This window comes from Mycobacterium sp. E1715 (assembly GCF_001667625.1).
GTDB lineage: Bacteria > Actinomycetota > Actinomycetes > Mycobacteriales > Mycobacteriaceae > Mycobacterium.
In genome coordinates this window covers 1-12,811 of sequence record NZ_LZJJ01000356.1, presented here as the reverse complement: position 1 = coordinate 12,811, position 12,811 = coordinate 1, and the positions used below count along the sequence as shown (strand labels likewise).

At 70.0% G+C, this 12,811-nt stretch carries 11 protein-coding genes; 8 read left to right on the top strand and 3 right to left on the bottom strand.

Going from position 1 to position 12,811, the window contains the following annotated elements:
• The 6 genes from A9X03_RS17780 to A9X03_RS17755 all read left to right on the top strand — a co-directional run.
• A partial coding sequence (locus tag A9X03_RS17780) for a non-ribosomal peptide synthetase (protein WP_156746591.1) occupies window positions 1-1,815 on the top strand: 1,815 nt, incomplete at its 5' end.
• Window positions 1,812-6,221, top strand: coding sequence for a non-ribosomal peptide synthetase (locus A9X03_RS17775; protein WP_068262210.1), 4,410 nt, complete (start codon window positions 1,812-1,814; stop codon window positions 6,219-6,221). The genes A9X03_RS17780 and A9X03_RS17775, both read left to right, overlap by 4 nt.
• Entirely contained in the window at window positions 6,218-7,513 is a 1,296-nt protein-coding gene (gene mbtG / locus A9X03_RS17770) for an NADPH-dependent L-lysine N(6)-monooxygenase MbtG (protein WP_067748388.1), read from the top strand. Before A9X03_RS17775 ends, mbtG begins: the two co-directional genes overlap by 4 nt.
• A complete protein-coding gene (locus A9X03_RS17765; RefSeq protein ID WP_067748391.1) occupies window positions 7,491-7,709 on the top strand; it encodes an MbtH family protein in 219 nt (72 codons plus the stop codon). The genes mbtG and A9X03_RS17765 overlap by 23 nt, the downstream gene beginning before the upstream one ends.
• Before the next feature lie 168 nt (window positions 7,710-7,877).
• Window positions 7,878-8,393 (top strand): hypothetical protein, encoded by a 516-nt coding sequence (locus A9X03_RS17760; RefSeq protein WP_067748393.1) that lies wholly within the window; start codon window positions 7,878-7,880, stop codon window positions 8,391-8,393.
• Window positions 8,394-8,570: 177 nt separating this feature from the next.
• Entirely contained in the window at window positions 8,571-9,074 is a 504-nt protein-coding gene (locus A9X03_RS17755; protein WP_067748395.1) for a hypothetical protein, read from the top strand.
• Here A9X03_RS17755 and A9X03_RS17750 read toward each other — a convergent pair.
• The 3 genes from A9X03_RS17750 to A9X03_RS17740 form a co-directional block, all read right to left on the bottom strand.
• Complete coding sequence (locus tag A9X03_RS17750; protein ID WP_067785043.1) at window positions 9,068-9,943, bottom strand: sigma-70 family RNA polymerase sigma factor; 876 nt, start codon at window positions 9,941-9,943, stop codon at window positions 9,068-9,070. The genes A9X03_RS17755 and A9X03_RS17750 overlap by 7 nt on opposite strands.
• The gene (locus tag A9X03_RS17745) at window positions 9,940-10,539 is read right to left on the bottom strand and encodes a carboxymuconolactone decarboxylase family protein (protein ID WP_067748399.1); all 600 of its coding nucleotides are present in this window, start codon (window positions 10,537-10,539) and stop codon (window positions 9,940-9,942) included. The genes A9X03_RS17750 and A9X03_RS17745 overlap by 4 nt, the downstream gene beginning before the upstream one ends.
• A gap of 63 nt (window positions 10,540-10,602) precedes the next feature.
• On the bottom strand, window positions 10,603-10,917 hold the full coding sequence (locus A9X03_RS17740) for a type II toxin-antitoxin system VapB family antitoxin (RefSeq protein ID WP_067748401.1): 315 nt from the start codon (window positions 10,915-10,917) through the stop codon (window positions 10,603-10,605).
• 206 nt (window positions 10,918-11,123) lie between these two features.
• On the opposite strand from A9X03_RS17740, the gene hrcA reads away from it, so the two are divergent.
• Window positions 11,124-12,155 (top strand): heat-inducible transcriptional repressor HrcA, encoded by a 1,032-nt coding sequence (hrcA, locus tag A9X03_RS17735; RefSeq protein ID WP_067276375.1) that lies wholly within the window; start codon window positions 11,124-11,126, stop codon window positions 12,153-12,155.
• Between the two features lie 58 nt (window positions 12,156-12,213).
• A partial coding sequence (locus A9X03_RS17730; RefSeq protein WP_156746590.1) for a DnaJ domain-containing protein occupies window positions 12,214-12,811 on the top strand: 598 nt, incomplete at its 3' end.

Below are 12,811 nucleotides of genomic sequence, written 5' to 3'. Positions count from 1 at the left end.
TGCGGCGATCGGCAGCTCGATTACCCAGCGCTGCACCGCCTTTCGGACCGCCTGGCGGCGTTGCTTGCCGCGCGCGGTGTCGGGCCGGGGTCGTTGGTCGGGCTGTCGATGCGGCGCGGCATCGACCTGGTGGTGGCGCTGGTGGCCATCATGAAGGCGGGCGGCGGTTACTTCCCCATCGATCCGGGCTATCCGCGGGCGCGCAAGCAGTTCATGCTCGACGACGTGCGGCCGCCGGTGGTGCTGGCCACGGCCGAAGCGGCGGACACCATCCCCGACGTAGCGGGCGTGGCCGTCATTTCGCTCGACGACGCGCAGGTGCGGGCCGCGCTGGAGAACGGAGATGCCGCTCGGCGGGAACTGCCGCCGCCGCACCCCGACGACCCGATGTTCCTGGTCTTCACGTCCGGATCCACGGGCAAGCCGAAAGGCGCGCTGGGCACCCATCGGTCGATGGCGGCCCGGCTGGACTGGCAGCTGCGGCACTACCCGCCCAGGACGGAGGACGTGCGGCTGGCGCAGGCCTCGATCACGTTCCTCGAGGGTGGCATGGAGATGCTGGCCGGCCTGGCGGCGGGGGCGACGATGATCCTCGCCGACGATGCCGAGCACCGCGACCCGGAAGCCCTCGGCGACTTGATGAGTCGGCACGGGGTCGCGCAGGTGACCGCGGTGCCCAGCCTGGTCTCCGCACTGGTGGACAGCCGGCCCGACGCGGTGCGGGGGCTGTCCAGACTGGTGTGCGGCGGGGAACCGGTGAGCGCGTCGCTGCTACGACGGCTGGTGGCCGTGTGCGGCGGCGCGGAGATCGAGCTGTTGAACAACATCGGCTCCACCGAGACGTCCGGCGCGGTATCCCGCGGGCGGCTGGCACCGCCGAATCCGCTCGTGGGCAAGCCGGTTCCCGGGGCGGCCGCCTACCTGTTCGACGACGGGCTGCGGGCGGTGCCGGTCGGCGTCGTGGGCGAACTGTATTACGCCGGCGATCAACTGGCGCGGGGCTACTGGAAACGCCCGGGGCTGACCGCCACCCGGTTCGTCGCCGATCCCTTTGCGCTCGAACCGGGTTCACGTCTGTACCGCAGTGGCGACCTCGCCCGCTGGACCGAGGACGGCCAACTGGAATTCGTCGGACGGACCGACCACCAGGTCCAGGTGCGCGGTTTCCGGGTGGAGCTGGCCGAGGTCGAGGCTGCGCTGGCGGCGGTCGACGGGGTCGCCGCCGCCGCCGCACGCACCTGGGAGCTGAACGGCGGCACCTCCCTGGCCGGATACGTTGTGCCGCAACGGCCAATGGTCGACGACGCACAGAAGGCCTCGTTCGCATCGGAGGTGCGCGCCGCCATCGGCGCGACGCTGCCCGGCTATATGATCCCGTCGTCGTTGACCGTCCTGGACGCGCTACCCAAGACCGAGTCGGGCAAGCTGAATCGGCCCGGGCTGCCGCGGCCGTCCGTCACCACCAGCGGACAGACGGAGCCGTCACGCACCGACACCGAACGCGCGCTGGCCAAGGTGTTCGCCGAGCTGCTGTCGACGCCCGAGGTTGGCCGCTTCGACGATTTCTTCGCGCTGGGTGGGGACAGCATCCTGTCGGTGCAGCTCGCCGCGCGCGCACGGGCCGCCGGCCTGGCGGTGAGCCCGCGGATGATTTTCGAGAACCCGACGGTGCAGCAGCTGGCGGCCGCTCTCGACGGGCAGAACGACACCGAGCACGCCGACGACCGGTTCGAGCCGATGAGCACGTCCGGCCTTTCGGCCGACGACTTGGCTGCGGTGACGCAGCTCTGGTCGTCGCGCGACGGTACGCCATGACGGCCACCAAGGATGTCGCGCCCGACATCGAGGACGTGATGGCACTGAGCCCGCTGCAGGAGGGCTTGTATTCGCTGACCACGCTCGCCGAATTCGCCGACGGCGACGCCGACGACCCGTACGTGATCGGCATGGCCGCCGACATCTCCGGTGCGCTCGACGTCGCGCTGTTACGTGATTGCGCGACAAAGATGTTGAGGCGGCACCCCAATCTGCGGGCCAGCTTCTTCAGCCGAGGGATCGCCCACCCGGTCCAGATCGTGCCGTCCAGGGTCGACCTGCCGTGGCGCACCGTCGCCGCGGCGCCCGAGGATGTGCAGGCGCTGGAGACCGGTGAACGCCGGCGCCCGTTCGATCTGGAGCGCGGGCCGGCCATCCGCTTCCTGCTCATCGAATTGCCTTGCACTCGATCGCGTTTGGTGCTCACCGCCCACCACATCGTGATCGACGGCTGGTCGATGCCGGTGTTCGTCAACGAGATGATGACTCTGTATCGGGCCGGCGGGGACGTGTCCGCGTTGCCCGCCACACCGCGGCCCTACCGCGACTACATCGGCTGGCTGGCCGGCCGCGATCTGCAAGCCAGTCAACGGGTCTGGCGGGAGCACCTGGCCGGCCTTCCGGGCCCCACCCTGTTGTCGGCGGCGCTCGGCTCGGGCGAGGACCGGCGCGCCGGGTTGCCCCGCACCACCGAACTGCGGCTGCCGGGCGCGGCGACCGCCCGACTGGTCGACGGGACGCGATCCCGCGGGATCACCGTCAACACGCTGATGCAAATGGCGTGGGCGCTGGTGTTGTCCAGGCTGACCGACACCCACGACGTGGTCTTCGGGGTCACCATCTCCGGCCGGCCGCCCGAACTGACCGGCGTGGAGACCATGATCGGGCTGTTCATCAACACCGTTCCCATGCGGGTGCGGCTCGACCCGGCCGCAAGCGTCGGCGAGCAATGTCGCGCGGTGCAGCGTGACGCCGCGTTGCTGCGTGAGCACGGCTACCTCGGGCACGCCCAACTGCGCGCGCTCGGCGGCGTCGGGGAGATGTTCGACACCCTGCTGGTCTACGAGAACTTCCCCCTGGACGGACTGGCCGCGGGCGTCGAATTGACCGCAGGCGGTGCGACATTCCGGCCGTCCACCCTGCAAACCCTGTCACATTTCCCGATCACCGTCGCCGCGCACATCGAAGGCGGCGAACTGGTGGTGCTGGTCGAAGTGATCGACGGTGCGCTGGGCGCCATTCCCGCCGCGACCTTCGGCCGGCGGGTGCTGACCGCCGCCGAACGGCTGCTGCGGGATTGGGACCGGCCGCTGCGCCAGGTGAGCGTTCTCTTCGACGACGAGGCGGCCCCGCCGCGCGCCGCGGCCCCGCCCGCCCCGTCTGCGGTCGGCATCCACACGAGGTTCGCCGACGTCGTCGCCAAGACCCCGGACAACCTCGCGATCAGCTGGGCGGGCGGCACGATGAGCTACCGCGAACTGGACGCCCTCGCCAACGGCCTGGCCGCCCGCCTCGCGGACCGCGGCGTGCGGCCCGAAAGCCCGGTGGCCATTCGGCTTTCCCGGGGACCGCACTACATCGTCGCGATGCTGGCCGTGCTCAAGGCCGGCGGCATGTGCGTGCCCATGGAGCCGACAACACCCCCGGAACGGGTGGAATCGATCCTGCGTCAATCCGGCGCCGCGATCGTGCTCGACGAGGAGTCGCCGCTGGCCGGCGAACCGCCGGGCGCGGGCTTCCACCCGGTCGAAGTGTCGCCCGGGCAAGCCGCCTACGTCGTCTTCACGTCGGGTACCACCGGAGAACCCAAGGGAGTCATCGGAACTCACGCAGCCGTAAGCGCATACGCCGACGACCACCTGGACAACGTGCTGCGCCCGGCGGCCGACCGGCTGGGCCGGCCGCTGCGCATCGCGCACGCGTGGTCGTTCGCGTTCGACGCCGCCTGGCAGCCGTTGGTCGCGCTGCTCGACGGTCACGCCGTGCACGTCGTCGACGAGCACACGCAGACCGATGCCGAGGCGCTGGTCGAGGCGATCGCCGAGCACCGCATCGACATGATCGACACCACCCCGTCGATGTTTGCCCAACTCGCGGCATGCGGTTTGCTGAGCACGGTGCCGCTGGCGGTGCTGGCCCTGGGCGGGGAAGCGCTCGGCAAGCCCGACTGGAACCTCATCCGCGCCGAGTGCGCGCGCACCGGCATGGCGGCCCACAACTGCTATGGCCCCACCGAAACGACGGTCGAGGCGGTGGTCGCCGCCATCGCCGAGCATGACGACCCGTCGATCGGGCGGCCGACCGCGTACACGCGCGGCTACGTGCTGGACTCCGCGCTGCGACCGGTTCCGGGCGGCGTGACGGGCGAGCTGTATCTCGCCGGCGCCCAGCTGGCCCGCGGTTATCTGGGCCGCGCCGCCCAAACCGGGCAGCGGTTCGTCGCCGACCCGTTCGCGACCGGCGAACGCATGTACCGCACTGGCGATTTGGTGCGTCGGGCCCCCGACGGCTCGCTGGTATACGTGGGCCGCGCCGACGCTCAGGTCAAGATCCGCGGCTACCGCGTCGAGCCGGGCGAGATCGCGGCCGCGCTCGAATCGCATCCCGCCGTCCGGCGAGCGGGGGTCGTGGTGCGCCGGCGCCATGGGGTCGCGCTGCTGACGGCCTACGTGGTCGTCGCCGAAGCGGCGCCCCGGCCGCCGACGGCGGCCGAGCTACGTACGATGCTCGGCACCCGGTTGCCGCGCTACATGATCCCTCAGCGCATCCTCGCGGTCGACGAGATCCCCTTGACGGTCAACGGCAAGCTGGACGAGGCCGCGCTCAGCGCCTTCGACGCCAACGAGCCGGATCCCGCCGAGGCCGCCCCCGCAACGCCGACCGAAGCCGCACTGGCCGAAGTGCTTTCGGAGCTGCTCCACCAGCCGCGAGTCGACGTCTCCGCGGATTTCCTGCAGCTGGGTTTGGACAGCATCACGGCCCTGTCGGTGGTCCAGGCGACCCGGGCGCGGGGAATTGCCCTGCGCGCCAGGCTCGTCCTCGAGTGCGCCAACATCCGCGAATTAGCGGAGGCGATCGACTCCGAAACGTACTCTGCCGCAAGCGATGCCGAAGAGGACACCGGACCCATGCCGGTGTTGCCCAACGGACGATGGCTCTACGAATTCGGTGAGCCGCGCCGCCTGGCGCAGACCGAGGCCATCCGGCTGCCCGACAACGTCACCCGCGAACAACTGGACGCCGCGCTGGCCGGCATCGTGAACGCCCACGAGGTGCTGCGCTCCCGCCTGGACCGGGCCGCCATGACCCTGGTTTCGGCACCGGACACCCACACCGGACTCATCGACGAGGTTGCGACCTCCGACGATCTGCGAGCGGTGATCCCCGCCTACGCGGCCGGGGCCGTCGACCGCCTCGACCCGGAGCGGGGGACGATGCTGGCCGCGGTATGGCTTCGGCCCCCGGCCGGGCCGAGCGTCCTGCTGCTGGCCGCCCATGTCCTTGCGATGGACCCGGCGTCCTGGCGGGTCGTCCTCGGCGAATTGGACTCCGCCCTAACGGCTTTGACCACCGGGCGTGCGCCCGCGCCGATCCGCGAACACACCAGCTACCGGCGCTGGGCCGCCGCCCTCATCGAGCGCGCTCACCGACTGGACACCGTGCAGTTCTGGGCCGCCCAGTCCGACGGCGACGATCCCGACCTCGGCGCCCGGCGGGTCGATCCGCGTCGCGACCGCGCCCGCGATCTGGACGTCCGCATGATCGCCACCGACGCCGACCTCACCCGCCGGTTACTGGGCTCGGGCCTGCCGATGCCCCACCTGTTGATCGCCGCCACGGCGGCGACGGTGACGCGGTGGCGGCGCTCGCGCGACCAGGCCACGCCACCGCCCCTGCTGGCGCTCGAAACACACGGGCGCGCCGACGGTCTCGTCGACGGCACGGGCACGCGCAGCATCGATACCGGCGACACCGTCGGGCTGTTGAGCTCCATCTACCCGATTCGGGTGACGTCGACGGGCCCACGAGGCGCGGGGGAGCTGCTGGCGACGATCCCGGGAGATGGGCTGGACTACGGGTTGCTGCGCTACCTGCGCACCGACACCGCCGAGCGACTCGCCCCGCTGCGCCGGCCGCAACTGCTGCTGAACTACATCGGAGCCGCCCATGCCCACGGCGGCACCGCGTTGACGCTGGAGCGGGAGCTGCTGGCCGGGGTGTCGCCACAGCCCGAACCCGATCTCGCGGTCCGCCACGAGCTCACCATCGTGGCCGCCATGCTCACCTTCGACGGGCAGCGGGTGCTGGCCGCGCAGTGGCGCACGCTGCCCGACATTCTCAGTGACGCCGATGTCGCCGAGCTGCAACATCTTTGGATCGAATCGCTACGGGAGATGGCCCCATGAGCACACTTGCGATCCTCGGCGCGGGAGCCAAGGCGGTCGCCGTCGCGGCCAAGGCTTCCGTGCTGCGGGACATGGGTGTCGACGCCCCCGAGGTGATCGCCGTCGAACGTATCGGCGTGGCGGCGAACTGGCAGGCGAGCGGCGGCTGGACCGACGGCGCGCACCGGCTGGGCACCAGCCCGGAGAAGGATGTCGGGTTCCCCTACCGCTCGGCACTGGTGCCCCGCCGCAACGCCGAACTCGACGAGCGGATGACCCGCTATAGCTGGCAGTCCTATTTGATCGCCACGGCGTCGTTCGCCGAGTGGATCGACCGCGGCCGCCCGGCGCCGACCCATCGCAAGTGGAGCCAATACCTGGGCTGGGTGGCCGACCGGATCGGCCTCAACGTGGTGCACGGTGAGGTGGAACGGCTGGCCGTGAGCGGGGACCAGTGGACGCTGCACACCCACGAGACGACCGTGCAAGCCGACGCCCTGATGATCACCGGGCCCGGTCAGGCCGAGAAATCCTTGCTGCCCGGCAATCCGCGCATGCTGTCGATCGCCCAGTTCTGGGACCGCGCCGCGGGTCACGACCGGATCAGCGCCGAGCGCGTGGCGGTGATCGGCGGCGGCGAGACCGCGGCGTCGATGCTCAACGAGCTGTTCCGGCACCGGGTTTCAACCATCACCGTCATCTCGCCGCAGGTGACGCTGTTCACCCGCGGGGAGAGCTTCTTCGAGAACTCGCTGTTCTCCGACCCCACCGATTGGAGCGCGCTGACGCTGGCCGAACGCCGCGACGCGCTGGCCCGCACCGACCGCGGGGTCTTCTCGGCGAACGTGCAGGAGGCCCTGCTGGCCGACGACCGCATCCGCCATCTGCGGGGCCGGGTGGCCCACGCGGTGGGCCGCGACGGGCAGATCCGACTGACCCTGTCCACCAACCGCGGCAGCGAGAACCTCGAGACGGTGCACGGTTTCGACCTCGTCATCGACGGTTCTGGCGCCGACTCGCTGTGGTTCACGTCGTTGTTCGGCCAGGACGTGCTGGACCTGTTGGAGCTCGGCCTGGGCGGACCGCTGACCGCCGACAGCCTGCAGGAGGCGATCGGCCACGACCTGGCCGTCACCGACGTCGCACCCAAGTTGTTCCTGCCCAACCTCTCCGGTCTGACGCAGGGGCCGGGATTTCCCAACCTCAGCTGCTTGGGATTGTTGTCAGACCGGGTATTGGGATCCACGGTGGGTTCGGTGGGCCCGCCCCAGCACACGACAAGGAGACGCGATGAGCATCAACCCCTTCGATGACGAGAACGGCACCTTCTTCGTCCTCGTCAACGACGAGGATCAACACAGCCTGTGGCCGAGCTTCGCCGACAAGCCGGCGGGGTGGCGCGTGGTCTACGGCGAGGCGAGCCGCGCGGAGTGCCTCGACTACATCGAGCAGAACTGGACCGACATCCGGCCGAAGAGTCTCCGGGAATCGATCGAGCGACGCTCGTAACGGGCGGGCGGTGCGCGGCCGTAGCGTCGCCGTACCGTGACCGGCCCGAGACACAATCGCCGGTCACACCAGGCACACTTACACCTACTAACCGTGGTCACGCGGAACCGTGTGGGGGACAAGATCGCTGAGATCCCGCCATGGTGCATGCGTATCGAAGGGGGAACCGTGAAAACCATGAAGAGTATTGCCACCGGCGTGGCGGCGTTCGCCGTCTTAGGGGGAGCCGCCGGTGGCGTTTTCGTCGCGGCACCGATGGATCAGGTGCGGTTGGCCGCGCTCGGCGCGCCGCTCCCGCAGGACCCGCCACCGCCGCCGCCGGCCCCGGGCGCTCTTCCGACCGCGGAGCAGTTGTCGACCCTGTGCGACCAGGCGACCAATCCGGGCGTCTCGTACACCACCAAGAACAACCTGGTGGAGAACGGCATCACCCCCGACGAGGGCCACGTTGCCGATCACGATCTGCGAAAGGCCTACCGCAACGGCAACTTTCCGGAGACCTTCGCCGTGACGAACATCGCGCCGGCCGGCCCGAACATGGCCCAGGCCGACGTGGCGATCTCGGGTCCGAAGTTCGCCGGGCCGGTGGAAAAGCACCTGGTGTTCGTCAATCAGGGCGGCAACTGGGTCCTGCAGCACGACGCCGCCATCGCCCTGATCCAGGCCGCGACCGCGACCAACTAGCCGGCCGCAATTCTGGGCCGCCACACAGCTGGGGCACAGGTTCCGCCTGTTGTCTTCACATGGCGTGGCCGTAACGTAGCCATGCCGCCAGGCGAATCAACAGGAGTAGCAGGCGCGTTGACACCACGCCAGATGCGTGGATCCGTTTCACCAGGCGCGCCCGTCGAAGGGGGAACCATGAAAACCGTCAAGTTGCTCGCCACCAGCGCGGCAGCATTCGCCGTCATCGGGGGTGCGGCCGCCGGCGCGGTCTCCATCGCGCCTTCGATGGACCAGGTGCGGCTCGCAGCGATCGGTGCGCCGTTACCGCAGGATCCGGCTCCGGTTGCGGCCGCCGACCTGCCGACCGCCGATCAGCTGACCGGCGTGCTGAACAGCCTGGCCGACCCGAGCGTCTCGTTCGCCAGCAAGAGCAACCTGGTTCAGGGCGGCATCAGTGGCATCGAGGCGCACGTCGCCGACAAGAAGCTGCAGAAGGCGGCCAAGAACGGCGACCTGCCCCTGTCGTTCGGTGTCACGAACATCCAGCCGGCCGCGGCCGGCTCGGCCACGGCTGACGTCGCGGTCTCCGGCCCGAAGCTGACGTCACCGGTCACGCAGAACGTCACGTTCGTCAACCAGGGCGGCTGGGTGTTGTCGCGGGCGTCGGCGATGGAGTTGCTGCAAGCCGCCGGTCAGTGATCGGCGCGCAGGTCTAACCGCGCGATGCGGACGGGGTCGGCCAGCACGTCGATCGAGGCGATCAGGCCGTCGCGCACGACGAATCCCATGATCGCCGTCGCCTGCCCGGCGACGAAGATCACCGCGCCGGCCGCCCCGTTGACTGTCGCGGCGCGCACCTCGCGGTCCGGGCCCGCATAGCTGCGGGCCAGCTTGGCCACGGTGGGTGCACCCTCGGCGCGGAAGCCGGGGGTGCCGCGGCCGAAGTCCCCGCGCAGCACCACCTCGGGATCCAGCACCGCGACCAGGCGGTCGAAGTCGCCGCTGCGGCCCGCCGCGAAGAACGCGTCGACGGCCTCCCGCTGGGCGGTCGCGTCGCCGTCGGGGGACGGGTCGGCCTGTTCGATCCGCCGGCGCGCCCGGCTGGCCAGCTTGCGGGTGGCCTCCGGCGTGCGGCCGACGATGGGCGCGATCTGGTCGAACGGCACGGCGAACGCGTCGTGCAGCACAAACGCCAGGCGCTGCTCGGGCGGCAACGTATCCAGCACCACGAACAACGCCAGCCCGACCGCGTCGGCGAGCATCGCCCGGTGTTCGGGGTCGAACTCGCCGTCGGCTTCCACGATCGGGTCCGGCAGGACGGCGGCCAGGTCCTCCCGTCCGCGGGCCCGGCGGTCGCGGAGCATGTTCAAACAGATGCGGGCCACCACGGTGGTCAGCCAGGCGTCCAGATTGGCGATCCCGTCGGCGTGGCTTCCGCTCAGCCGCAGCCACGCCTCCTGCACGGCGTCCTGGGCGTCGTCGATCGAGCCCAGCATGCGGTAGGCGATGGCGCCCAGCTGCGGCCGCGCCGCCTCGAAACGCGCCGTCACCGACGCAGCGACGGTCACGTGTCACCGTGGGTTTCCGGCAGGGCGCAGACCCGGTCGCCCGAGAAGCCGGACGAGCCGATACCGAGCGCGAGGTTGAAGCGGGCCCGCAGGTTGCCCAGCGTGATGACGTGGGTGAGCCCGACGAGTTGGGCGGTGTCGAAATGCCCGCGCAGCGCATCGAAAAGCTCGTCGCTGACCTCGACGGGGGTGCGGCTGATCGCGGTGGCGTACTCGAGGATCAGCTTGTCGACGTCGGAGAAGCACGCGGCGTTCCGATAATCGGCCATCGCGAGCAGTTCCTCGTCGGTGATGCCCCACCGGCGGGCGATCTGCGAACCCAGGTCGATGCAGTACTCGCAGTGCACCGTCGTCGCCGCCTTGAGTTCCGCGAGCGCACGGTCGCGGGGGCGCAGGATGTCCAGCTTCGACTCGGCCTGCTCGAGCCTGCCGTACGCGTTGAGCAGCCGGGGGATGTGCGCGTACATCCGCAGCGGTTCCAGCATCCCGGCCGTTTCGAGCCCGGTCATCTGGGCCAGCTTGCGTTTGGTGAAGAAGAAGGCGATCTTGGCGCCCAGACCGGCGTCACGGTCCGAGACTCCTTGCAGCCGAGGCATGGCGGTCCTCCTTGAATGTCGTCCTCACCAAGTCGACACCCGGCGGTGCGCAAACGTGACCGGCTACCGCGGCGGCCCCGGCGCCATGTCCATGTCGAAGATCCGCGCGTGCAGCACCGTGCGGTTCCGCAGAGCCGCGCGGACCGCCCGGTGCAGGCCGTCTTCGAGATAGGTGACGCCCTTCCACCGCACCGCGTGCGGAAACAGGTCGCCGTAGAACGTGGAGTCCTCCGACAGCAGGCGGTCCAGGGCGAGCACCGTGGTCGTGGTGACCAATTCGTCGAGCCGGATCTGCTGCGGCGGAATCTGGGCCCAATCCCGGTAGGACAGCCCATGCTCGGGGTATGGCTTGCCGTCGCGCACGCCCTTGAAAATCATCGCCCGATCTTCCCCGACGCGTCGCGATCACCGGACCGGTTCATGCTGGAAAGGCTAACCGGACGAAGGGTCGCCAGCGCCGAAGCGTCGGTAATCGTTGCGGGTGCCGCCGACTGCCCGCCGCCGACGGCCCGCTGGTAACCGTTGGCGCGGCTCGAGACCCGTAAAATGGACCCGGTCAGCGCGGTGCAGGGAGGTGACAACGAGTGGGAAGTGCCGACGATCGGCGTTTCGAGGTGTTGCGTGCCATCGTCGCCGATTTCGTTGCCACCAAGGAGCCCATCGGTTCCAAGACGCTGGTGGAGCGTCATAACCTGGGCGTCTCGTCCGCCACCGTGCGCAACGACATGGCGGTTCTGGAGGCCGAGGGGTACATCACCCAGCCGCACACCAGCTCCGGGCGCGTGCCGACCGAGAAGGGCTACCGCGAGTTCGTCGACCGGCTCCACGACGTCAAGCCGTTGTCCTCCGCCGAGCGCAGCGCGATCCTGAGCTTCCTGGAGTCCGGCGTCGACCTGGACGACGTGCTGCGCCGGGCGGTGCGACTGCTGGCCCAACTGACCCGCCAGGTCGCCGTGGTGCAGTACCCGACGCTGACGTCGTCCACCGTGCGCCACCTCGAAGTGATCGCGCTGACGCCGGCCCGCCTGCTGATGGTGGTCATCACCGACACCGGTCGGGTGGACCAGCGCATCGTCGAACTCGGCGACGTCATCGACGACCACCAGCTGTCCCAGCTCCGCGAGATGCTCGGCCAGGCGTTGATCGGCAAGAAGCTTTCGGCCGCCTCGATCGCGGTGGCCGACCTGGCCGGTCAGCTCCGTGCCCCGGACGGCCTGGGCGACGCCGTCGGCCGCTCGGCGACCGTGTTGCTGGAGTCGTTGGTGGAACACACCGAAGAACGCTTGCTGATGGGCGGGACCGCCAACCTGACGCGCAACGCCGCCGATTTCGGCGGCTCGCTGCGCTCGATCCTCGAGGCCCTCGAGGAGCAGGTGGTGGTGCTGCGGTTGCTGGCGGCCCAGCAGGAAGCCGGTAAGGTGACGGTGCGTATCGGCCATGAGACGGCCGCCGAGCAGATGGCGGGCACTTCGATGGTGACCACCGCCTACGGCACCTCCGACACCGTGTTCGGCGGAATGGGTGTGCTGGGGCCCACCCGGATGGACTATCCGGGAACTATCGCCAGCGTCGCCGCGGTTGCCCTCTATATCGGCGAAGTCCTGGGTGCTCGATGAACGCGCACCCGCAGCACGCGCAGGCGCGGGATAAGGACCAGGTTTAGGAGAGTCAGGCGTGGCACGCGACTATTACGGGCTGCTCGGGGTGAGCAGGAACGCCAGCGACGCGGAGATCAAGCGCGCATACCGCAAGCTGGCGCGCGAACTGCATCCCGACGTCAACCCGGATGAGGCCGCGCAGGCGAAGTTCAAGGACATCAGCGTCGCCTACGAGGTGCTCAGCGACCCCGAGAAGCGCCGCATCGTCGACCTCGGCGGCGACCCGATGGAAAACGCTGCCGCGGGCGGCGGGTTCGGCGGCGGGTTCGGCGGCCTCGGCGACGTGTTCGAGGCCTTCTTCGGCGGCGGCTTCAGCGGCGGCGCGACCTCGCGCGGTCCGATCGGCCGGGTGCGGCCGGGCTCGGACTCGCTGCTGCGGATGCGGCTCGACCTCGAAGAGTGCGCCACCGGGGTGACCAAACAGGTCACCGTCGACACCGCGGTGCTGTGCGACCGCTGCCAGGGCAAGGGCACCAACGGCGATTCCGTGCCGGTCCCGTGCGACACCTGCGGCGGCCGCGGCGAGGTCCAGACGGTGCAGCGGTCGCTGCTCGGCCAGGTGATGACCTCCCGGCCGTGCCCCACCTGCCGCGGCGTCGGCGTCGTCATCCCCG

What these genes read in the sequence shown, in the direction of transcription:
- mbtG (WP_067748388.1), top strand. Translation starts at nt 6,218, where the DNA reads ATGAGCACACTTGCGATCCTCGGCGCGGGAGCCAAGGCGGTCGCCGTC.
- A9X03_RS17745 (WP_067748399.1), bottom strand. Translation starts at nt 10,539, where the DNA reads ATGCCTCGGCTGCAAGGAGTCTCGGACCGTGACGCCGGTCTGGGCGCC.
- A9X03_RS17755 (WP_067748395.1), top strand. Translation starts at nt 8,571, where the DNA reads ATGAAAACCGTCAAGTTGCTCGCCACCAGCGCGGCAGCATTCGCCGTC.
- A9X03_RS17765 (WP_067748391.1), top strand. Translation starts at nt 7,491, where the DNA reads ATGAGCATCAACCCCTTCGATGACGAGAACGGCACCTTCTTCGTCCTC.
- A9X03_RS17775 (WP_068262210.1), top strand. Translation starts at nt 1,812, where the DNA reads ATGACGGCCACCAAGGATGTCGCGCCCGACATCGAGGACGTGATGGCA.
- A9X03_RS17740 (WP_067748401.1), bottom strand. Translation starts at nt 10,917, where the DNA reads ATGATTTTCAAGGGCGTGCGCGACGGCAAGCCATACCCCGAGCATGGG.